The sequence below is a fragment of the Clostridium sp. OM02-18AC genome, assembly GCF_003481825.1.
GTDB lineage: Bacteria > Bacillota > Clostridia > Lachnospirales > Lachnospiraceae > Brotaphodocola.
In genome coordinates this window covers 17,658-40,186 of the sequence record NZ_QULW01000007.1, presented here as the reverse complement: position 1 = coordinate 40,186, position 22,529 = coordinate 17,658, and the positions used below count along the sequence as shown (strand labels likewise).

The window sequence follows — 22,529 nt, the reverse complement described above, 5'->3', positions numbered from 1 at the left end:
GTCACAGCCGGATCCATATCAAAAAAGCTGATGCCCTGCGTTTTTTCCGCAGAAGTCATCAGCTTTTTCTTTCTATTATAATGCTTTTTCGTAACACCAGTAATCGTGTTCGTGTAAAAAACACGCCCCGACTGTTTCATATTCAAACACCTTATAAGACGCCAGTGCTTTTTTATTTTCCTTTGCCACCAGGATGTGTACACTTTTGAATCCCTGGCTGCGCAGTTCCTCTATCGCCCCCGCCATCAGCTTTCTGGCAATTCCCTGGTTCTGGTAGCTTTCGCGCACACCGAGCCTGGAAAGTTCCCGCCCCGGCTGAAGTTCTTTCGTCCAGCAGGACAGCGTTTCCACCTTTGGATCTTCATCGATGGAGATAACTCCGGCGATCTCTCCGTTTTCTTCGTTCCGCAGACAGAATAATGCATTGCGGGATAAATCAAAGTCTACATCACTGCGGGATGGATAATCCGCAGTCCAGGCGCAAAACGGAGTGCCGATCAGCGAACGGTAGAGGTCCAGGACTTCGTCCGCCTCTTCTTTTCGCACATGCTCAAATACAAATTCCATGGTCTGTTTCCTCTTTTCTATTGCTCCGCGCTCTCAAGCGGGAAATGACAGAACACCGTTCTATCCCCAAAACGCTTACATGGCGACTGCTCTTTTCCACAAATTTCCTGTGCATAAGGGCAGCGGGTGTGGAATTTACAGCCAGACGGCGGATTCACCGGAGACGGAATCTCGCCGACCAGCAACTCCTTTTCTTTGGTCCGAAGATGCGGGTCTGCCTTCGGGATCGCGTTCATAAGAAAGCGGGTGTACGGGTGCAGCGGATGCGCATACAGCGACTCCGTATCCCCGATCTCACAGATACTTCCCAAAAACATGACACACACACGGTCTGCGATAAATTTCACTACGCTCAGATCGTGGGAAATAAACAGATACGTCAGCTTATATTCTTCCTGCAGATCCTTTAACAGGTTTAACACCTGGGACTGGATGGAAACGTCCAGCGCGGATACCGGCTCATCGCAGACGATCAGTTTCGGATTCAGTGCGATGGCACGGGCAATGCCAATTCGCTGGCGCTGTCCGCCGGAGAACTGGTGCGGATACCGGTTATAAAATTCTTCCGGGATCCCGACCTCTTTCATGAGCTCCTTCACCCGTGTTTCCAACTGCTTTTTATCTTTCATTCCATAAGTTGTCAGCGGCTCTGCAATAATCTTCGCCACGCTCATACGCGGATTTAAGGAAGCGTACGGATCCTGGAAGATGATCTGCAGCTGCCTGCGGATCTTTGCAAACTCCGACTCTTTCATGGCGGTGATGTCCTGTCCTTCAAACTCCACCTTGCCGGACGTTGCCTCCAGAAGACGGATCAGAAGACGCCCAAGCGTACTCTTTCCGCAGCCGGATTCTCCGACCAGTGCCAGCGTCTCACCTTCGTAAATTTCCAGGTTGACATCAGACACTGCATGCACCACCAGCGGATCCTTCTTTGTGCCGCCAATAGGGAATTCCTTTACCAGATGATTGGTGCGAAGCAGAAGCTTGCGTTCACTCGTGCTGTTTTCTGTCTGCTGGTTTTCTGCCAGCCCATCCAGACATGGCTGATCTGCCAGCCATGTTGTGTTTTCAGTTGTCTCCATGTCCACTCACCTCCTCTGCTCTGGCACTTTCGCTCCGAAAGCACCGTACTTTATGCCCACCGGCAGTCTCATACATCTGCGGCTCCTCATTTCTGCACCGCTCCGTCGCATACTCACACCGGGTGCAGAAACGGCAACCTTTCGGCAGATGTAAGAGATTCGGCACCACACCCTCGATCGTGTAAAGCCGCTCTTCCCGGCTGTCCAGCTTCGGAATGGACTTTAACAGGCCCTGCGTATAAGGGTGCGCGGTATGGTCAAACAGTTCAAAGGTCTCTGCCTGCTCCATAACCTTGCCCGCATACATGACATACACATAGTCGCAAACTTCTGCCACCACGCCCATATTGTGGGTAATGAGGATGACCGAAGTTCCCTGCTCCTCACAGAGTTTCTTCATTAACTGTAAGATCTGCGCTTCAATGGTCACGTCCAGCGCCGTGGTCGGCTCGTCGGCGATCATCACCTTCGGGCGACACACCATGGTCATACCGATCATGACTCTCTGGCGCAGACCGCCGGAAAGCTGATGCGGATAACTCTTATAGCGCTTCTCCGGCTCCGGGATTCCGACTGCACGGAAAATGTCAATAACGCGCTGCTTTGCTTCTTCTTTTGAAACCTTCTGATGCAAAAGAATGGCCTCCTGCACCTGCTTTCCCACCGGATAGACCGGGTTTAACGAGGTCATCGGCTCCTGGAAGATCATCGAGATCTCATTTCCGCGCACCTTCGCCAGTTCCCGCGGGGAAAGGTGGGTAATGTCGCGTCCCTCCAGGGTAATGCTTCCGCCTACCACCTTGCCCGGGTAACGCAAAAGTCCCATAACAGACATGGCGGTCATACTCTTTCCACATCCGCTCTCTCCTACAATGCCAATGATCTTTCCGGCCGGTACCTCAATGCTGACGCCATCCACTGCCGGCACCTCCCCCTTCGCGGTAAAGAAGTGGGATTTCAGATCACGGATATCTAATACGATTGAATCGTTCATGTTCTTCTCCTTTTCATTCCTGCCCCTGTCAGGCAAAAATGCTCCTTCTCTGCTGGCAACTGCTCCTGCCCGTCAGGAACAGCCAGTCACCACTGCTGTCTTTTTCCATGAAGTTCCGGCCTTACTGCTCCTTCAGATACGGGTCCAGCACATCGCGCAGACCATCGCCCAGGAAGTTAAATGCCATCACCACGATCATGATCGCAACACTCGGCGCAATGGAAAGCCACGGCTCGGAAAACAGATATTTCTTTCCGCGCACAACCATCAGTCCCCAGCTGGCACTCGGCGGCTGTGCGCCGACACCCAGGAAGCTTAATGATGCCTCGGACAAAATTGCAGACGGAATATTTAACGTAAACAGCACGATCAGGGAAGGAATGCAGTTCGGCAGGATGTGCCGGAACATGATGACCCATTTTTTCACGCCAATGCTGCGTGCCGCCTCCACATACTCCTTTTCCTTTAAAGAAAGGGTCTGGGAGCGGACAATGCGAGCCGTTCCCGCCCAGTTTACCAGGCTTAATGCAATGAAGATGTTGATCAGACCACCACCCATGGTATACATGACCACCATAGCCAGAAGCAGGGACGGGAATGCCAGCATCACATCCGCCAGACGCATGATGATGAAATCGACCTTTCCGCCATAGAAACCGGCATACATGCCAAGCACGGTGCCGATTGCCATGGAAATGAGCGTCGGCACCAGACCAATCGTTAAGGAAATGCGGGCACCGAAAATAATGCGGCTTAAGACATCGCGCCCCAACTCATCGGTTCCCAGCCAGTGCGCTGCGCTCGGATGCTGCAGGCGGTCTGCCAGGCTCTGCTGTAAATGATCGTAAGGCGCCACCACCGGGGCAAAGATTGCGATCAGGATCATAAGGATGATCAAGAGTGCAGAAAATGCTGCCAGCTTATTCTGACGTACCAGAATCTTCGCCTTGTCCAGCCAGGTGTCTGCCTCGCCGATCTGAGCGCTGAAATCCGTCTGCATGTTTTTTGCATTTGTGCCATCCTGCTGCACGCTGCTGCCCACACCGGTCCAGCTGTTTTCAGACAGATTTTCCATACTTGTTTTTCTTTCCATCTTACGCGCCCTCCCTGATTCTCGGATCCAGTACATTATAAAGCAGGTCTGCCACCAGGTTTCCTGCAATGATCAGGATCGTAGTAAAAATAACGGTGCCCTGCAAAAGCGGCATATCTCTGGTCTCAATGGCATTGACTGCCAGACGACCAATGCCCGGAACACCGAACACACTCTCCGTTAAAACAGCGCCGGACAGCATGCTGGACACCTGCAGCGCCATCATCGTCACAACCGGGAGCATGGCATTTTTCAGCGCATGCTTTACAATGACACCAGACTCCAACAGACCCTTAGCCCGCGCTGTGCGGATAAAGTCATTCTGCATGATCTCAACCAAGTTGGAGCGGGTCATGCGGGCAATGCTTCCCGCAGAGTTCCACCCCAGCACGATCGCCGGAAGGATCATTGCACGGAAGGAATCAAAACCGGAAACCGGGAACCATTTAAACTTAAACGCAAACAGATACTGGAGTACCAGCGCTGTCATAAAGACCGGCATGGAAACACCGATCAGGGCACCGCCCATAAACAGGCGGTCCAGCAGCTTATTCTGGCGCACCGCTGCAATGATCCCAGCCACAATGCCGATCACCCAGGCAACCACCGCCGCCAGAAGGGATAATTTCACTGTATTCGGGAATGCCTCTAAAATAATCTTTGTCACATTCCGGTTCAGCCTGTAGGACGTTCCGAAATCGCCCCGCAGCGCATGGGCAATATACTGGAAAAACTGAACATACAAAGGCTTATCCAACCCCATCTCTTTGCTGATCTTCTCGATCACCGCCGGATTCACATGCTCACCCATCATGGTGGTAACCGGGTCACCCGGGACAATGCGCAGCATGATGAAAATCAGAAGCACCACGCCCACCAGGACCGGAATGGAAATCAGAATCCTCTTCAGTACCTTCTTGAACAAAACCTTATCCTCCTTCTATGCAGACACACAATCTGGCATGCCCGTTGACATACAGACCGGCCATGAATGTTTCCTTCCTCTGCGTTTCTACATGGCAAAAGAGGGAGTCCCTTTCGGAAACTCCCTCCGGTCACGATCCTACTCGTTGATTGATACGTTGTAGAAAAGCTGGTCACTCAGACCGCTCCATAACGGTGCAAAGCCCTCTACCCGCTTGCTGACTGCGAACAGATGCAGTCTGGAGAACATCGGCACCCATGCCGCATCCTCGTGGGCGATCTTCTCTTCCAGTGCCTTGTACTCAGCCAGACGCTCGTCTTCGTTCACAATGGTACGCGCCTTCGCTACACGGTTCATCACTTCGGTATCCGGGTAATTGATGGAGCGGATCTTTGTCTTCTCTTCATTTCCAAAGAAGGTGTAAATGAAGTTGTCCGGGTCGTTGTAATCGGCAGACCAGGTAGACATGAAGGAACCAAGCTCACCGGATTTTCTGGTCTCTAACCAGGTAGATTCATCGTAATTCTTGATCTCTGCGCGGATGCCAACCTCAGCAAGCTGGTCGCTGACAATCTCCAGCGCCATGGTCATGGTGTCAGAAGCAGAGCTGTCTGCTGCAATCTCCATGTCGAAGCCATCGGCATAGCCAGCCTCGGCAAGCAGCGCCTTTGCAGCCTCCGGATCGTACTTGATCTCTTCCTGATCCGGGTTAAAGCCGATGAGGCCGTGCGGGAAGATTCCCTGCTCCACCTGTCCTCTGCCGCCGTAAAGCGCATCCAGGATTGCCTGGCGGTCGATGGACATCTGAACCGCCTTGCGGACTCTGACATCCTGGAACGGCTCCTTATTAAAGTTCATGGTAAAGTACACGATACCAACACGCGGTCCCTGCACGATCTGGTCCGGATACGTCTCGGTAAAGCGGTCAACAGAATCTGCCGCATAGTCCAGGTCGAGAATGTCAAGCTCGCCGCTCTCAAACATCATGGACTGGGTCTCAGTATCCGGGATGATCTTGATGACAACGCCCGGAAGCTTGGAAGCGCCCTTCCAGTAGTCCTCATTGCGGGTCAGAACCAGCTGGTTGTTAAAGCTCCAGGAAGAAAACTCAAACGGGCCTGTACCAACGGTCACTGCCGGATCCATACCAAACTGGTCACCTGCTGCCTCGGTTGCCTCGCTGTCATAAATCGAAACACCCGGGGAAGAAATACTTGCCAGGAAACCGGCAAACGGCTCCTTTAAGGTCACTTTGATGGTGTAATCGTCCACCACCTCAACGCCCTCCAGGGTATCGGTCTCGCCAGCCAAGAGCTCATCCGCACCCTTGATCTGGTCGATAAATTCGGTATTCACGCCGCCCTCTACGGTCAACATGCGGTGGAAAGTATAAGCCACATCCTCTGCGGTAAAATCATTGCCATTGTGGAACTTCACGCCCTGTCTTAAATGGAACGTATACTCCAGACCATCGTCAGAAATATCCCAGTTCTCAGCCAAACTCGGAACAATCTTGGAATTGCCGTCCGCGTCGACCTCAACATCGACCAGACGATCGAAAATATTGAACGGAACCTCGTAATCCTTGGAGGTCTTCTGGACATCTGCCGTCTGGATATCCGCATTCAATGCAGCTACCAGGTAACCGGTCGTATCCACGTCCACGCCCTTCACCTCAGCAGCCGTTTCACTCTCTGCGCCCGCTGTATTCTCTGTTGTATCGGAAGTTTTGCTGCCGCCGCAGCCGGTCAGCGCCAGGCCAGCCGTCAGTGCAGCAGCCAGGATGAGACTGAGCTTCTTCTTCATAATATCCTCCTTGATGCGGACGGGATTTTATTGCTGTTTTTCCACACAGCATTCTATGCCAGCAACCAAAAATGGTGCATTGCCTCCTTAAGAGGATGCACCATTGCATTTGTATTGGCTGCGGCATCTGAAAATGTCCGCTAATAAAAAAATCATATCACATCGGAGGTGGATTTTCAACACCCTTTCGTAGCACTCCTTTTTATTTTCACTTATATTTTCTACTATCATACAATCTTTCATATATGCCCTTGTATGCTCAGCGCTGCTACAAAAACAGGTCATCCAGGCTTCGCACAATCCGAATTGCCAGTTCTTTTAATACAAACATCACCAGCCTTGCCCATCCTACCAGATTCAGATGACAGATAAAGCTCACAAAATTTCCACCTGCAAGTCCATGAACAGCTGCATCTGCCCCATCGATTATGCAAAGAGTCGCATTCCCTATAATGAGCATTATACGCAGGTCGCACTGGCCCACTCTGTTTTATGGATATCCGCCGTGAGGTAATCCTTTTCCCCGATCATTGCAGTTTCACTCCGATTCTTTCCGATAACGCTTCCGAAGAATTCAATAAGGTTCGCAGCATCTCCTTTTCTTCCGAAGAAAGTTTTTTGTAGTCACGGTGACCGAGTGCTTCTAATTGCTTCAAAATTTTCTTCACTCCAGAATGAAGTGGCCGGATTGCCTTTCTTTCCGCTTCTACCCTGGTATCGATTTCTTTCAGATTTTCCGTCTCTTTCTTTATTTTTCTGGTCTGTGCCTCTGCCTCTTCTGCGATCTTTTTATTCTTGTGATTTGCAAATGCGCCGCCTCCCAGAATGGCTGCTCCGCCGATTGCCCAGCCAACCGGCCCTGCCAGGGCGAGAAATGCTTCGCCCGCGGCCATTCCGCCACCTCCGACAGCAAGTGCTCCGCCACCAAGCCATGCCAGCGCCGCATTGGTTGCTGCCGCACCAGACAATGTCGCGATAGCTGTTCCTGTTGATGCCGTTCCAAACGTGGTCGCAACTGCCATAGCCGCAGTTGGACCAAATGCTGCAATACCGGCTCCTGCCATGGCACCTGCCCCGGCAAGACTGGTACTGATCTTATCCGTCTTCTTGCTTTCAATCTGTAACTGATCGACTTCCTGCTCAAAAGCCTGGCGTTTCAGAGTGACCCGGGACATCTGTTTGCTCAGTTCACCAGGCTTATTTGATAGGGAATGAATATAGTCATCTACCTGCTTTAAAATTACTACGGCTTCCAGTTTCTTTTCATGGAGACCTGTAGTGTGCCGGATTGTTATATCATAAGTATCCTGATACTGTTCGCCTGCTTCTTGCGCTGCTTCAAGTGCTGCTTTCTTATATCCGGAATTAAACATGAGAACCCCACTTTCCATTACGTGTTTACAATATGTATCATGGTTCCATTATACACGTAAGGAATAGAGGATGCAATTTTATATGGTCAACTGAATTTGGCATAAATCACATCAATATTTTCATCTATATTTCCACCAAACTCTTACATATTGTTTTCCCATCTCCTATGATAATACTACAAAGAAAACAAAGGAGGCTTCCCTATGAGCTCAGCATTTACCACTTTGACCGAAAAATTAGCCCAGTTTGAAAAATATCTAATGGAAACAATAGAGAACTTGCGTCTTCTGAAGCTTGCACAGCTGAAGCTTCATCGCTATAAAAAAGAGAAAAATGCCGCAGAATAAATTTACTCCATTCTGCGGCATCTTTTTCATGTCTTATTTCATTGTTACTTATTTTGCTGTTGGACATAATGATTCCTTCTGATAAGCTTCACTGATTTTTTTCACATCATAATCCGGCGCATAGTCTTTGGCTACGTTGCATATTTCTTTCACTATGGCAAGATTAATTTCCAACATATCTGCAATCTGCTCCGGTGCAAGACCTCTTTTCATTTTTTTGATTATCAAATCTGTCAACACGTAAGCTTCTCCTCGGGATTCTCCTAAAGCCTCTCCTATTTTCTGTCCCCGCTCCATGCCTATCGATAAAATGCTCATCTGCACAGCCTCCCATTCTTCTGACTGCTTTACCTCTTTTACAACTTGATCAATCTGGGTAAGGCGGTTATCCCAACACAAAATATTGGGATTATCGCTTCTTGTATCTTTCATATACTGTAATAAACTAATCAATTCCGGAGTGCCATTTTTACTGGTCATGTTCAGGAAAATGCAAGAAATTCTTCTCGACCATAATTGACATAAATCGCATCCATATTTTCATCTGCTGCTTGCCGAAAGCGCAGAAATCGAATGAACCGATAACAAATAAAAACAGCTGTCCCGCACGCACTTGCGCAAGCCGGGACAGCCATTTTCTCATTTTCACCAATTTCAGGGAGCAATATCTCTCCCCCCAACCCTCACAACTCCTCCACATACCTCACAAATTCCAACGTCCGGATCTCATCCAGCAAATTCACCCGCATTCTTTTTTTCTGCATTTCTATGCTGATGACAGCGCTTGGCACTTTATCCAGGCCTTTTCCTTTTGTCAGTTCCAGCGTGTTGACCTTGACTTCCAGTTCCTGCATGCGCTGCAGGAACTGGCTGACATTTTTGCTGGAATCAAACTCGATATAGAGGTCAAAGACTTTGGCATAACGGTGGAGCAGGACATCGACCCGGGTCAGCACCTTTAATGTGAGCATCATGAAGATCAGGGTGAAGATGGCCCCCTCCGCAAAGCCGATGCCGATGGCCAGTCCCACACAGGCGCTGGTCCACAGTCCCGCTGCGGTGGTGAGACCCCGTATCTGGTTTTTTCCTGTCACCAAAATGGTTCCAACTCCCAGAAAACCGATACCGCTTATGACCTGGGCTCCAAGTCTCGCCAGGTCCAGTTTTTCCCCCGGGAATGCATACACCATGTATTCACTGGTCATCATGACCAGGGCAGAGCCCAGGCAGACCAGCACATGGGTCTTGACGCCTGCGCCGCGCCGTTTGAGTCCGCGGTCGATACCGACGGCCATGCCGCTCAGCATCGCCAGCACCAGCCGCAGAAAAATTGCCAGAGTATTCCAGCCTGATGCTGCATCCATCAGACTGCGCCAGAGGCCTGTCATTGTTCTTCCGCCTTTTCCATGGACATTTTTTCCATCCGGTTCATGAAGATCGGGGACAGAATACCGAAGATGCAAAGGACAATCAGCACCCAGCATACCGGAGTGGAGAACAGGATGGTCGGACTGCCTTTGGACAGTGCCAGGGAACGACGCAGACCTTTTTCACCGATCGGTCCAAGAATCAGGGCGAGTACGACTGCCGCATTGTTTAAGTCAAACTTGCGGAGCAGGTAACCTAATACGCCGAAGATCATCATGATGACAACGTCCAGGAAGTTTTTGTGGATCGCATAGGAGCCAACCACACAGAGTACGGATACTGCCGGAATCAGGATCGCGTCGGACAGTCTGGAAATCTGTGCGAAAATCCGGCAGCCTAACAGGCCGATGCCGAGCATTGCAAACTGGGTCAGTACAAAGCCTGCAAAGAAGGTGTAGGTCATCTTTGCGGTCTCACCCACAAACAGATCCGGTCCGGGAGTCAGCCCCTGAATGATCAGGCCGCCCATCAGCACTGCCGTAACGCTCTCCCCCGGAATACCAAGGGTCAGCATCGGGATCAGGGAGCCGCCGGTTACAGCATTGTTCGCTGCCTCAGAACCCGCTACACCTTCAATGCTGCCGTGTCCAAATTCTTCTTTGTGTTTGGAGAACTGGCGGGATGTGTTGTAGCCTAAAAAGCAGGCAATGGATGCTCCGGCACCCGGCAGGATTCCGATCAGGTTTCCAATGATCCAGGAACGTCCTACGGTAGGTGCGATCCGTTTCATTTCTTCTTTATTTAATAACATCCGGTCTTTGAATTTCTTTGCGGTTCCACGCGCACGTATTTCTTTTTCTGCCAGAATAAGAGCCTGGCTCATGGAGAAGAGACCAATGAGGGCACAGGTCACATTGATACCTTCATATAAGGAAGACTGGCCGAACATGAAACGCTGCACACCCTCCATCGGATCCATGCCGATGGTGGAAAGAAGCAGCCCCAGTGCACCGGAGATCAGACCCTTGACCATAGACTTGGAGGAGACGCCTGCAATGATGGTCAGACCGAAAATGGAGAGCCAGAAATATTCAGGTGAACCGAATTTCATAGCTAACTGGGCCAAAATTGGCGCAAAAAAATAAAGGGAGATGCAGGAAAGCAGTCCACCGAAGAAGGAAGCGATACATGCCGTTCCAAGTGCCTTTCCTGCTTTGCCCTGCAGCGTCATCTGATATCCCTCGATGGCAGTCGCTGCAGATGCCGGTGTACCCGGTGTATGGATCAGAATCGCGGAAATAGATCCGCCAAAAATCGCGCCACAGTAGATCGCCCCCAGAATGATCAAACCGGTGGATGCTCCCATGGAGAAGGTCATCGGTAACAGTAATGCAACACCCATGGCTGCAGAAAGTCCCGGAAGACATCCGATGACGATACCAATGGTGGTTCCGGCTATGATCGCCAGAATATTGATGGGATTCAGCGCACTGATGAAACCGCCGCCCATTAAGCTTAATGTACCTAACATATGCCAGACCTCCTCTCTATGCGAACACAATTCCCATCGGCAGCTTCACGCCAAGGAACAGGGTAAATGCGCAGTATACCAAAAGCAGGATGACTGCTGTCGACAGCAGGATCTGCCATTTTTTCACTTTGAGAAATAACAGGGATACTACCATGAACAGTGCCGTGGAAATGTAAAATCCCACAAAATACATCAGAACCAGATACACCACGATCATGACCAGAATTGGAAAAAACTGTTTTGGAAGAAATCCTTTAAAATCCTCCAGACCGCTCTCAACGCCCTTCTTTTTCGCCCCAATGATCATCTGCACCACATAAAGTGTGGTCAGTCCCAGCAAAAGCACAATGATAAAAAGTGGATATGCCTGCGCTGGTTTCGGAAGCTTTAAGGTCATGGATAAAAATAACAGAGCGACTACATACATAAATCCTACAACACCAATGTCTGTTTTTTTCATGCTCTCATTCCTTTCCGCCGAAATGTATACTCAGATTTCCTTTGTGCCTGTTTTACAGACATGCATCCATTCTTAGCGCATATGGGGACTGTTCCCATTGTTCGCAGTCCCCATATGCAAGATGAAACAGTCCGATTCCTGTCTCATGGAAAATCAGAAACAATCTGACTCATGCTGTCCAAGATTAATCGTTCCAGAGTTTGGAGGTAACATCCGTACAGAAGGTGTACTGGTCATCCAGCAGCTTCTGAGTTTCGACCGGATCCATATAAGCGGTGGTTACGCCTGCTTTTTCTGCTGCTTCCACATATTCCGGATCTTCCATAGCCTGCTTGAATGCATCTGCATAGAAGTCGATGATCTCCTGCGGAGTTCCCTTCGGTGCTACGATGGCACGGGCACTGCCATACCACTGGTCATAATAGCCGAGCTCGCCAAGTGTCGGAACATCCGGCATGGACTCCATACGCTCCGGGCTGAATACACCAAGAACTTTTACTTCCGAAGTCATGGATGCAATATCTGCTTCTTTTGCTACAGAAAAATCAACCTCTCCCTGTCTTAATGCCAGCAGCTGGTCTGCAGTACCGCCATAAGGGATGTCGGTGTATTCGAAATCTGCACTGTTTGCAAGAAGCTGTGCGCCGATGTGGTTGGATGCTTTGTTTCCGTTGGTGGATGCCTTTAATTCACCCGGATGTTCTTTTGCATAAGCAACCAGATCATCCAGTGTATCAAACTGGCTGTTTGCTGCTACCAGAACCAGTGCTGTCTCATTTACATGGTTACAGATCGGAACGTAATCTTCCATTGTATAATTAGCAAGTCCGTCTACAATATTGGAACAAAGAGTCGGCAGGTTTACGAATCCCAGTGTATAGCCGTCCGGCTTTGCGTTTGCCAGAGCGGTCCAGCCAATAGAACCAGAACCACCTTCCTGGTTATCGATGACAATGGTCTTTCCTACATATTTGGTTGCGTACTGGGAAAGGACACGTGCGGTATTATCGGTACCGGAACCTGCTTTATACGCTACGATCATGGTCACATTTTCTTCCGGGGTCCAGGCAGATGCAGAACTCTCGCCAGAAACTGCTTCACTTCCTTCACTCTTTGCTTCTGCTTTGGTCTCTGCCGGTGCTGCACTTGTGCCTGCGCTTTCCTTATTACCGGATCCGCACGCTGTCATGGAACACATCATAACGGCTGCCATACACATTGCTGCTGCTTTTCTCCATTTTCTCATTTCATAACCCTCCTTAATATAAAGTTTCTTTTTTCAACTTGAATCTTAACGACAATTCAACATCTTTTATGCGTTTTGTATGTTTCTTTGTCGTTTGTTGTTGAGTTCATTGTATATTTTGTGGTAATATGTGTAAAGTACAAAATATACGGAAATTGAACTATGTACAATTTTTGAACCTGGAGGTAGTTTTTTATGGGTAAAACAACAGACCGTTTCCTCCCTTTTCCTGTTTCTGACAGAAAACTGACCGGAACCTTAAAGCGGCAGTTCCGCTATATCCTGGCCGGTGTTCTTACTCTGGCGCTCGCAGTATCCCTTTTATTTTCCATGACCCGCTTTTTTGAGCAGATCACCTACGATGCCATTTCCGATTCCAACCGCGACTTTGCCGTTTCCGTGAATGCCATGACGGAAACCCTGAATTCTTCCATGGTAAATTTCGAGCGGCAGCTTTTCTATTCTAATACGATTTCCACGCTGTTCCGGAAAGACGGCTTTACCGAGGCAGAAAAATCTTACATCATGAAGGACTTGAACAGTTCCCTGAATGCGGCAGATTTCACGGAAGCCATCTACGTTTACAACGGTTACACGGATACGGTTTACTCTACCGGTCCGTTCTTTGCCCGCAAGCTGGAGGATGTCAATGCAATTCCCATCCGCGATCTCCTCTCTGACCGTTCTGTAGACCAGCGCTTCCATGCAGTCTACTGCCACGAAGATGGGGACGAGGAACACAGCGACCACAATTACTATGCCTTTATCTTCTATGAGCTCTACCCGGACCGCACACCGAAGCCAAACGCACTGGTTGTCACCATTCACGATGACTGGTACCAGAACTTTCTTCTGTTAGCCAATCCTTCCTCCGACTTTATCGTTCTGGACCTTGCCGGTAACCCTCTGCTCTACGCAGATGAAGCCCTCTGCGCCTCCAGCCAGCCTTACTACAAGCAGATCCATGAAGATACCGAGAATCCGCCATCCGGCTACATTCTCGGAAAAAACCGGAATGAAATCTGTCTCTACTATGAGTCACCGGATAGCGGACATATTTATCTGCGAATCACCTCCATCCGGGAGCTGGTTCCCCGTTTTTACCGGTTCCGCCAGATCACGACCCGCATCATCATCGGCTTAAGCTTTCTGTTCGGTGCTTTGCTTCTGGCACTTCTGTTTTACAGTTTTCTGCCTATGCTCCGAATGAAAGATGCCATCCGGCAGATTGACTCCTGTCTGACTGGTGAGCCAGAAACAGATTCTGCACTCAAAGCAACAGCAAATGAAGAAACACTTCCGCTAAAAAAACAGCTTGAGAATGTCGTTTCCAAATCCGAGCGCACCAGTCTGGAGCAGATTCTTTATGATATGCTGCTGGAAAAACGCCCGGCAGATGCAGACCGCCTTTTCAAGACAGCTGTCCCGCCCTATGGACTGATGCTCATTCAGGCACATCACCGCAGTGATATTTACCGTGCCGCCCTGCAGGAGCACCCGGAAATCCTGATCACAAAATCCGACAATATTTATGCCTGCATTGCCTCTTACGCTTTTCCGGATGCACAGAACGCATTCGCAAAACAGCTTGCGGATACGCTGGAATGCCGGGTATTTGTCAGCACACTCTTTTCTGATTTTCAGGAACTGACCTCTCACTTTGGCAATCTGCGGGAGCTGCACCGCCTGGCGCTGGTACTGGATGCGGCACAAACCGTTGTTATGGAAACTGAATTGGAAAAGAAGACTGCGGAAAACTCGGTTTCCACCAAAGATTTTACAGAACTGACTGCACGCTTAAAAGCCGGCAAGCTGGAATCCAGCCTCGCCAAGTGGCAGGAAATCCGGGACCGGCTTTATACCTACCGCTACGATTCGTTCCAGTATATCCTGAACCGTACGGAAGACACGATCTGCCGGATCTTAAAAGACCTGCATTCCGATCTTCTTACAGAGGAAGAACGCCTGCTGCCGGAACATGTAGAGCAGATCTCCGATTTTTCCGAGATTGACCGGACTTTCGAAAAAGCTTTTGCTGTGATCTGCGAAAATTACAGTGAGAAAAAAGCACAGAAATACTCCAATCTGGCGCAAAAGGTAAAGGAAATCGTAGAGCAGGAATACCACGATCCGGAACTGAATGCCCAGAGCATTGCCGACCGCCTGCAATTAAACAACGCCTACTTGGGGCGCATGTTCCGCAGCGCCTACGGTCACTCCATCAACGACTGCATCAACACCTGCCGCCTGGAGGAAAGCAAAACACTCCTGCGAAACAGTCAGGAATCCATAGACAGCATCGCGCGGAATGTGGGATTCTCCAATGTGAAATATTATTACGTGTTATTCAAGAAATATACCGGACAGACACCGGCTGCGCACCGGAGCGGAGAAGAAACAATATAATAACTTGATTAACTTTAATAGGGCCGTGTGAGTTGCCTTTCGGCAACTCACACGGCCCTTGTCATATACTGAAATTGCTATTACATCAGAGACTTATACAGCTCTTTGATCTCTTCTACAGAGGTGTCTCTCGGGTTGCCCGGACGGCATGCATCTGCGTATGCGGACTCGGACAGGAAGTCCAGATCCTCTTCTTTTACGATTGCCTTTAAGTCTGCCGGGATACCTACATCTGCGGACAGTTTCTTCACGGCATCGACTGCTGCCTTGCGGTACTCTTCCTGGCTCATGGAATCGACACCTTCAACGCCCATTGCCTTTGCGATGTATTTGTACTTGTCACCGGTGCACGGAGCGTTGTACTCCATGATCGTCGGCAGAAGGATTGCGTTTGCTACACCGTGCGGGGTATCATAAACAGCACCCAGGGAGTGTGCCATGGAATGAACAATACCAAGACCTACGTTAGAGAAGCCCATACCTGCTACATACTGACCAAGTGCCATGCCTTCTCTGCCCTCTGGGGTGTTTGCTACTGCGCCGCGCAGGGATTTGGAAATGATCTCGATTGCTTTTAAGTGGAACATATCGGTCATCTCCCATGCACCCTTGGTGATGTAACCCTCGATTGCGTGGGTTAATGCGTCCATACCAGTGGAAGCGGTCAGGCCCTTCGGCATGCTGGACATCATATCCGGGTCGATCACTGCAACAACCGGGATATCGTGGGTATCTACACAAACGAATTTGCGTTTTTTCTCAACATCGGTGATTACGTAGTTGATGGTAACCTCTGCTGCGGTACCTGCAGTGGTCGGAACTGCGATGATCGGTACGCACGGTTTCTTGGTCGGTGCTACACCCTCAAGGCTTCTGACATCCTCGAACTCCGGGTTGTTGATGATGATACCGATTGCTTTTGCAGTATCCATGGAGGAACCACCGCCGATTGCGATCAGGTAGTCAGCGCCAGATGCCTTGAATGCTGCAACACCAGTCTGCACGTTCTCGATGGTTGGGTTCGGTTTGATGTTGGAGTAGATCTCATAAGCAAGACCAGCCTCGTCTAATACGTCGGTTACTTTCTTGGTTACGCCAAATTTGATCAGATCCGGGTCAGAACATACGAAAGCTTTTGCAAAGCCTCTGGTCTTTACCTCATTTGCGATCTCTTTGATAGCGCCTGCGCCATGATAAGAAGTTTCATTTAAAACGATTCTGTTTGCCATGATAAAATCCTCCTTGAGTCTGTGCTCATTTGATTTCTTGTTTTGCTGAATTTCTTCGTGACACTTTGCCAGCACGAAATCGTTTGGCATTTTTCCTCTCACGAACTGATATTATTTTAACAAGTATAATGAGAAAAAGAAAGTGACAAAGTATCACTTCTGTCACTTTCTTCTCATTTTTGTGGATTCCTCACAATTTATTTTGTTTAATTTGTAACATTTTATAAGAGTTCCAGTTCTGAAAAGACTTTTTCCAGCTTCGGCGGCATCGCCTCAACCAGCTTATCAGACATTCGGCGCGGGGAATCCTTCATGCCGCCAAGCACCCATTTTTCTGTCATGTATACCGAGCCGCGGCAGTACATCTCCAGTAAAAACTCAAGTTCCTCTCCCAGCGGACGGCTGGTCTTTCGAGCGATCAGATCCTTGTAAAACTGCAGGATCAGCTCAAAGTCATGCTCCTTAACCGAGTTATAGTCATCGGAGCGGAATGCCTCGGTAAAAAATGCTTTCTCATTTAAAATGAACTCAAATTTCTGGGTCAGGCTCTCGCCCACCGTATTTCCCATACCGATCTGCTCAAACGACTGCAGCACCAGCTTATCGAAATACCAGTTGATGAGGTCATACTTGTCCTTGAAATTGCGGTAGAAAGTCTGACGGGTGAGTCCGCTGCCCTCCACGATATCCTTTACAGTGATGCGGTCGACCGGCGTGGTCTTCATACATTCCTTGATGGAGGCCGCCAGCTTATATTTCGTCCGGTCGTGCTTTTGCAGAGCCGGTACCATTGCAGTTTCTGCTGATCCCGTTTTATTCGTTCTTCTTTTGCTCGCTTCCGTCATTCTCGCTTCTTCCGTTCCCGTTTCTGCTGCTCTCGTTTCCGTCATTCTCACTTCCGCCGTTCTTGTTTCTTCCGTTCTGCTTTCTTTCATATAGATACGTTTTTTCCTTCCTATATAAGAGGGGTTCTGTTGTTTTTTCATGATTATTTCTATTCTATCATGCTTTTTTTGCACCTTCAATAGCGGTTGCGCATCCGTTAAGGATATGCTAAGATAAAAGTAATGTCAACGGGGACATTGCGTGTTCAGGTGCAGTGTCTCCTTTTTTACTGCATCAGCAGCCAATCGGGCTTTCCCGCACCAATGCTTTCAATGACTTAAACGAGATTTTCATGAAATGCATGGAGATGATCTTAAATGTAACCTTCTTCAAGGGAATGCTTCCGGCCATTATGTTCGCAGCTTCCATCGGAACCGCCGGTGTCCCAGGTGCCGGTATGATCATGCTGGCTATGGTACTGACCTCTGTCGAACTTCCGGTCGATGGCATCGCCCTGGTAGCCGGTGTGGACCGTATCTTCGATATGGGTCGTACCACCGTCAACATCACCGGTGACGCAGCCTGCACCATGGTTGTTTCCAACTTAGAGGCGAAGAGAGAAACAAAAAATCATAAAGGAGCATATCTATTATGTCTGCAAATGTTATTTTAAAGAAAGGCGAAGGCCGCACCTTAAAATCCGGCGGCGCCTGGATCTACGACAACGAGATCGATAAAATCGAAGGAAATTTCGAAAACGGCGATATGGTCACCGTCTCCGACTTCGACGGCTATCCTATGGGACAGGGCTTTATCAACACCCGTTCCAAGATCACCGTCCGCATGATGACCCGCAAAAAAGATACCGTTGTAGATGACGCGTTCATCGAGATGCGTGTCCGCAATGCCTGGGAGTACCGCAAATCTACCGTAGATACCTCCAGCTGCCGCCTGATCTTCGGTGAGGCAGATTTCCTGCCTGGTATCGTCATCGACAAATTTTCCGATGTTCTTGTAGTTGAGTCTCTCGCACTGGGCATCGACCGCTGGAAACCGGTGATTCTGGATAAGCTGAAAAAGGTTCTGGCAGAAGACGGTATCTCCATCCGCGGTGTTTACGAGCGCAGCGATGCAAAGGTACGTCTTCAGGAAGGCATGGAGCGCGTAAAAGGCTTTATCGGCGAGCCATTCGACACCAAAGTAGAGATCGTGGAAAACGGTGTCCGCTACATCGTCGACGTGCAGGACGGCCAGAAAACCGGCTTCTTCCTCGACCAGAAGTATAACCGCCTTGCGATCCAGAAGCTGTGCAAAGGCAAAAAGGTTCTGGACTGCTTTACCCACACTGGTTCCTTTGCCTTAAACGCAGGCATTGCCGGAGCCGCTTCCGTCCTGGGTGTCGATGCCTCTGAGTTAGGTGTCGCACAGGCCCGCGAGAATGCAGAGTTAAACGTTCTTTCCGACCGCGTCACCTTCCAGTGTGCCGATGTGTTCGATCTGCTTCCAGAATTGGAAGAAAAAGGTGAAAAATTCGATGTTGTCATTCTGGACCCGCCTGCTTTCACGAAATCCCGCAGTTCCATCAAAAACGCTGTCAAGGGTTACCGCGAGATCAACCTGCGCGGCATGAAGCTGGTGAAGGACGGTGGCTATCTTGCGACCTGCTCCTGCTCCCATTTCATGGATCCGGAACTGTTCACCAAGACCATCCGCGAAGCTGCAGGAAACGTACACAAACGCCTCCGCCAGGTCGAATACCGCACCCAGGCAGCCGACCATCCGATTCTTTGGACCGGTGGTGAGCAGGCATCCTACTATCTGAAGTTCTACATTTTCCAGGTGGTGGATGAAAAATAATCTGCAGTATCAAACAAACGCCTCAGAATTCTGTATCCAGTTTTCTGAGGCGTTTGCATGGACTCTTCTATCTTATTTTCAGCACAGCTGTCTGCTGCAGCATTTCTTCATTCAGTTCAATGGAATTTCCCGGGTATTCTACCACGCAATCGCAAAGCGCTGTGAAATCTTCCAGGGTTCCCAGCACATCATATCCAAAATTTTCACTCCGATAATGCATTGGGATCGTAACGCGCGGCTGAATCTGATCCACCAGTTTTTTTGCCTGAGCAGCATCGATGGTAAAGAAACCTCCCACCGGAATCATAACAGCATCCAGATTTTTTAACTGCTCCAACTGTTCCGGCTCCAGTTCACATCCAAGGTCTCCCAGATGCGCCACACGGTATGTTCCATCATCAAAAATACGGATACCGTTTGCGCCCCGCTTTGCGCCCTGCACTTCATCATGCCAGGTATGGATTTCCATAATGGCAAATGGTGACGGCACGTCACTGTTTTTTAAAGTTACCACGGTTCTTGCATTATGATCGTTATGTTCATGACTGCAGAAGACCGCATCTGCAGTTTCTCTTACCGGAGCAAGTCCCGGTACATAACCATCCTCATATGGATCGAGAATTATGGTGTACCCCTGTGATTCCAGTTTAAAACAGGAATGTCCAAGCCATGTGATTTTCATATAAATCCCCCTTTTCTTTTTCACAGTGTACTTTCCCTGCACGGGAAACCTGACTGTTACATTGCAAAGTGTTTAATCCGATTATAACACAAGAAACGGTAAAGCACAGACAGAATACGAAGATCAGCGTTGTATTCTTTAGATAAAAATGTTATCATTCTGCTATGGTATCTTTTTTGAGTAACTTTTTTGGCACGCTTCTGTCAAATATATCTTGCATTTTTTATTCATGTATACTATAATCGCTTTAACGCGTCAACGTGCGAATTTATTCGTGTGATTGGAACCTGACATGCAGGAATTTTTATTTTCCTGTACCTATTATTTACAAAATGAGGAGAACATTATGGCATTCGAATTCATAAACAAGCTGCCGACCCCGGCAGAGATCAAAGAACAGTTCCCGCTTGCGGCGGATCTCGCATTATGCAAAGCCCAGCGCGACGAGGAAGTTAAAAAAATCATCAGCGGAGAAAGCGATAAATTCCTGGTTCTCATCGGACCATGCTCTGCAGATAACGAGGATGCAGTCTTAGATTACACCAGCCGCCTGATCGATGTTCAGGAAAAGACCAAAGACCGCCTGGTGATCGTACCGCGTGTCTACACGAACAAACCGCGTACCACCGGTGACGGCTACAAAGGTATGCTTCACCAGCCGGATCCGGAGAAACGTCCGAGCATGGCAGAGGGTCTTCATGCAATCCGTCATCTGCATATGCGTGTCTTAAAAGAAACCGGTTTCTCCACAGCAGATGAAATGCTCTACCCGGATAACGTCAGCTACTTAGACGATATCATGTCCTATATCGCAGTCGGCGCCCGTTCCGTAGAAAACCAGCAGCACCGTCTGGTATCCAGCGGCTGCCATGTTCCGGTCGGCATGAAAAACCCAACCAGTGGAGACTTATCCGTTATGATGAACTCCGTCCAGGCTGGTCAGCACAGCCACGAATTCATCATGCGTGACTGGGAAGTAAAAACGGACGGAAACCCGTACACCCACACCATCCTGCGCGGCGCAGTCAGCAAGCATGGTCAGTGCCTGCCGAACTACCACTACGAGGATCTTATGCTGCTCCACGAGCTGTACGCCAAACGCGATCTGGTCAATCCAGCCTGCATCGTAGACGCGAACCACTCCAACTCCAACAAGCAGTATATGGAGCAGATCCGTATTGTCAAAGAGATCCTGCACAGCCGCAGACATTCTGCTGACTTAAACAAGCTGGTAAAAGGGGTTATGATCGAAAGCTACATTGAACCGGGCAACCAGAAGATCGGCGAACACTGCTACGGAAAATCCATCACAGACCCATGTCTTGGCTGGGAAGATTCCGAGCGTCTGCTGTATGAAATCGCAGAGCAGATGTAAAATAACAATATAAGTATATGACAAGGGCCGTGTGAGTTGCCGAAAGGCAACTCACACGGCCCTATTAAAGTGAATCAAATGGTTAATTAGTTGAAACTGGAATACATCTTTCCAGCCTCCAGCGTCTTTCCCTTCGCCGCTGCCATCTGGCTTACAGTCACCATCTGGAAGCCACGCTTATGAAGCTCCGGCACAATCCGCAAAACCGCATCGCCAGTCGCACCGTAAAGCTCGTGCATCAGGATGATATCTCCATCTTTCACATGATTCAGCACTGCTGCTACCGTCTTATCTGCATTTCTGGTTTTCCAGTCCAGTGTATCAATATTCCACTGGATCATCGGCATTCCGGCATTCGCCATAACCGTAGCGTTGTGGTTTCCGCCTGGGAGACGAAGCAGGGTCGGGCGGACGCCGCAGGCTGCCTGAATCGCATCATTTCCCTGGTTGACCTGTGCCTGGATCTGGGCAGCTCCCAGCTTCTGCAGATATTTGTGGTTCATGGTATGGTTTGCCACCTCGTGCCCCTCTGCCACCATACGCTGCACCTCTGTTTTATAAGAACCGACACGCTCCCCTACCATAAAGAAGGTTGCCTTGCCGCCGTACTGTGCCAGACAGTCCATAATGCGGTTGCCGACCGATGGCTGCGGACCATCATCAAAGGTCAGGGCCACCATCGGTCTGGACGGGTCTACGCTTCCTGCCTGCTGTGCTGCAGCCTGTCCGGCGTCTGTCGCCTGGGCTGCTTCCTGTGCTGCCTGCTCCTCCGGCAGAACCGGTGTCACCGGGTCACTCTTAATGCCGCCAGGTCCCTCCGGGATACCGGTTACCTCGCCAGCAGAAACCGGCGCAGAAGATGCACCATTGTCTGCTGTTGCCGGCGCTGCGGTCTGGTTTTGTCCGGATACGATGGTCGGGGACTGCTGAATGCTGGTTCCATCTGACTGCGGAGCCGTTTCTGCTGCCGATGGCGCCTGACTGGATGCATTTGCCGGTGCCGGTGCAGATGACTGCCCTGCACCAGTCGGCGCTTCTCCCGCAACAACGCCGGATGACTGAACTGCCTCCTGTGCTGCCTCTTCCGGAGTCTGCACACTCTGATTTACGCCTGCAGTAACCACCGGCGCTGCATATGCAGGCTGCGCTGCAAGTAAAAAGCTGAGGGCCGCCCCCAGTGTGATCCATTTTTTGAGTTTCATTTTCCCATTCCTCCTCTATCTTCTTGTATCATAATGATTCAGCTGCATCACTGCTGTCTTATCTGAGTTCTATCTTAATCGAAATTCACTACTGAGGCAACCATTTCACCTGCTTTGTAATGAATTATTAAGACTTTGCAAAAAAGAGGGCATTCCG

General features: G+C 49.5%; 21 protein-coding genes and 1 pseudogene. 5 read left to right on the top strand and 17 right to left on the bottom strand.

The window, feature by feature from the left end:
- Positions 1-75: 75 nt before the first annotated feature.
- From DXB18_RS06525 to DXB18_RS06490, 7 genes are all read right to left on the bottom strand, one after another.
- Positions 76-567, bottom strand: a complete 492-nt coding sequence (locus DXB18_RS06525; protein ID WP_118706705.1) for a GNAT family N-acetyltransferase — start codon at positions 565-567, stop codon at positions 76-78.
- 17 nt (positions 568-584) lie between these two features.
- Positions 585-1,652, bottom strand: coding sequence for an oligopeptide/dipeptide ABC transporter ATP-binding protein (locus DXB18_RS06520; protein ID WP_118706703.1), 1,068 nt, complete (start codon positions 1,650-1,652; stop codon positions 585-587).
- Positions 1,639-2,646, bottom strand: a complete 1,008-nt coding sequence (locus tag DXB18_RS06515) for an ABC transporter ATP-binding protein (protein WP_118706701.1) — start codon at positions 2,644-2,646, stop codon at positions 1,639-1,641. Before DXB18_RS06515 ends, DXB18_RS06520 begins: the two co-directional genes overlap by 14 nt.
- Positions 2,647-2,767: 121 nt before the next feature.
- Positions 2,768-3,739 carry an ABC transporter permease gene (locus DXB18_RS06510; protein ID WP_347560860.1) on the bottom strand — a complete coding sequence of 324 codons (972 nt, stop codon included), beginning with the start codon at positions 3,737-3,739 and terminating at the stop codon, positions 2,768-2,770.
- 1 nt (position 3,740) lies between these two features.
- Positions 3,741-4,664, bottom strand: a complete 924-nt coding sequence (locus tag DXB18_RS06505) for an ABC transporter permease (RefSeq protein WP_118543644.1) — start codon at positions 4,662-4,664, stop codon at positions 3,741-3,743.
- A gap of 138 nt (positions 4,665-4,802) precedes the next feature.
- Positions 4,803-6,470: an ABC transporter substrate-binding protein gene (locus DXB18_RS06500; RefSeq protein ID WP_118543645.1), complete on the bottom strand. Its 1,668-nt coding sequence runs from the start codon at positions 6,468-6,470 to the stop codon at positions 4,803-4,805.
- A gap of 527 nt (positions 6,471-6,997) precedes the next feature.
- Positions 6,998-7,843, bottom strand: a complete 846-nt coding sequence (locus tag DXB18_RS06490; RefSeq protein WP_118706697.1) for a hypothetical protein — start codon at positions 7,841-7,843, stop codon at positions 6,998-7,000.
- Positions 7,844-8,047: 204 nt separating this feature from the next.
- On the opposite strand from DXB18_RS06490, the gene DXB18_RS16140 reads away from it, so the two are divergent.
- A complete protein-coding gene (locus tag DXB18_RS16140) occupies positions 8,048-8,191 on the top strand; it encodes a hypothetical protein (protein ID WP_182430497.1) in 144 nt (47 codons plus the stop codon).
- 48 nt (positions 8,192-8,239) lie between these two features.
- On the opposite strand, the gene DXB18_RS16135 is transcribed toward DXB18_RS16140, so the two are convergent.
- The 6 genes from DXB18_RS16135 to DXB18_RS06460 all read right to left on the bottom strand — a co-directional run bounded on the left by DXB18_RS16135 (position 8,240) and on the right by DXB18_RS06460 (position 12,796).
- The gene (locus DXB18_RS16135; RefSeq protein ID WP_182430496.1) at positions 8,240-8,671 is read right to left on the bottom strand and encodes a hypothetical protein; all 432 of its coding nucleotides are present in this window, start codon (positions 8,669-8,671) and stop codon (positions 8,240-8,242) included.
- 2 nt (positions 8,672-8,673) lie between these two features.
- Positions 8,674-8,871, bottom strand: a complete 198-nt coding sequence (locus DXB18_RS06480; protein WP_147355227.1) for a hypothetical protein — start codon at positions 8,869-8,871, stop codon at positions 8,674-8,676.
- Positions 8,872-8,874: 3 nt separating this feature from the next.
- Positions 8,875-9,579: an MgtC/SapB family protein gene (locus DXB18_RS06475; RefSeq protein ID WP_118541665.1), complete on the bottom strand. Its 705-nt coding sequence runs from the start codon at positions 9,577-9,579 to the stop codon at positions 8,875-8,877.
- The gene (locus DXB18_RS06470) at positions 9,576-11,090 is read right to left on the bottom strand and encodes a tripartite tricarboxylate transporter permease (RefSeq protein WP_118706693.1); all 1,515 of its coding nucleotides are present in this window, start codon (positions 11,088-11,090) and stop codon (positions 9,576-9,578) included. The genes DXB18_RS06475 and DXB18_RS06470 overlap by 4 nt, the downstream gene beginning before the upstream one ends.
- Before the next feature lie 16 nt (positions 11,091-11,106).
- Positions 11,107-11,550 carry a tripartite tricarboxylate transporter TctB family protein gene (locus tag DXB18_RS06465; protein WP_118706691.1) on the bottom strand — a complete coding sequence of 148 codons (444 nt, stop codon included), beginning with the start codon at positions 11,548-11,550 and terminating at the stop codon, positions 11,107-11,109.
- Positions 11,551-11,734: 184 nt separating this feature from the next.
- Positions 11,735-12,796 (bottom strand): tripartite tricarboxylate transporter substrate binding protein, encoded by a 1,062-nt coding sequence (locus DXB18_RS06460; protein WP_118706689.1) that lies wholly within the window; start codon positions 12,794-12,796, stop codon positions 11,735-11,737.
- Positions 12,797-12,991: 195 nt separating this feature from the next.
- On the opposite strand from DXB18_RS06460, the gene DXB18_RS06455 reads away from it, so the two are divergent.
- Entirely contained in the window at positions 12,992-15,202 is a 2,211-nt protein-coding gene (locus DXB18_RS06455) for a helix-turn-helix transcriptional regulator (protein ID WP_118706687.1), read from the top strand.
- Between the two features lie 80 nt (positions 15,203-15,282).
- On the opposite strand, the gene fucO is transcribed toward DXB18_RS06455, so the two are convergent.
- Both fucO and DXB18_RS06445 read right to left on the bottom strand, forming a co-directional pair.
- Complete coding sequence (gene fucO / locus DXB18_RS06450; RefSeq protein ID WP_118541656.1) at positions 15,283-16,431, bottom strand: lactaldehyde reductase; 1,149 nt, start codon at positions 16,429-16,431, stop codon at positions 15,283-15,285.
- A gap of 221 nt (positions 16,432-16,652) precedes the next feature.
- The gene (locus DXB18_RS06445; protein ID WP_347560053.1) at positions 16,653-17,366 is read right to left on the bottom strand and encodes a TetR/AcrR family transcriptional regulator C-terminal domain-containing protein; all 714 of its coding nucleotides are present in this window, start codon (positions 17,364-17,366) and stop codon (positions 16,653-16,655) included.
- A 299-nt stretch (positions 17,367-17,665) separates the two neighbouring features.
- Between DXB18_RS06445 and DXB18_RS06440 the strand changes: the two are divergent.
- Both DXB18_RS06440 and DXB18_RS06435 read left to right on the top strand, forming a co-directional pair.
- Positions 17,666-17,929: pseudogene (locus DXB18_RS06440) on the top strand (cation:dicarboxylase symporter family transporter); the annotation flags it as partial.
- The gene (locus tag DXB18_RS06435) at positions 17,908-19,113 is read left to right on the top strand and encodes a class I SAM-dependent rRNA methyltransferase (RefSeq protein WP_118706685.1); all 1,206 of its coding nucleotides are present in this window, start codon (positions 17,908-17,910) and stop codon (positions 19,111-19,113) included. The pseudogene DXB18_RS06440 and the gene DXB18_RS06435, both read left to right, overlap by 22 nt.
- A gap of 67 nt (positions 19,114-19,180) precedes the next feature.
- On the opposite strand, the gene DXB18_RS06430 is transcribed toward DXB18_RS06435, so the two are convergent.
- Positions 19,181-19,795, bottom strand: coding sequence for an MBL fold metallo-hydrolase (locus DXB18_RS06430; protein ID WP_118706683.1), 615 nt, complete (start codon positions 19,793-19,795; stop codon positions 19,181-19,183).
- 346 nt (positions 19,796-20,141) lie between these two features.
- On the opposite strand from DXB18_RS06430, the gene DXB18_RS06425 reads away from it, so the two are divergent.
- Positions 20,142-21,170: a 3-deoxy-7-phosphoheptulonate synthase gene (locus tag DXB18_RS06425; protein ID WP_118706811.1), complete on the top strand. Its 1,029-nt coding sequence runs from the start codon at positions 20,142-20,144 to the stop codon at positions 21,168-21,170.
- An 86-nt stretch (positions 21,171-21,256) separates the two neighbouring features.
- Here the strand turns inward: DXB18_RS06425 and DXB18_RS06420 are convergent, their stop codons facing one another.
- Positions 21,257-22,372 (bottom strand): polysaccharide deacetylase family protein, encoded by a 1,116-nt coding sequence (locus DXB18_RS06420; RefSeq protein WP_118706681.1) that lies wholly within the window; start codon positions 22,370-22,372, stop codon positions 21,257-21,259.
- Positions 22,373-22,529: the final 157 nt, after the last annotated feature.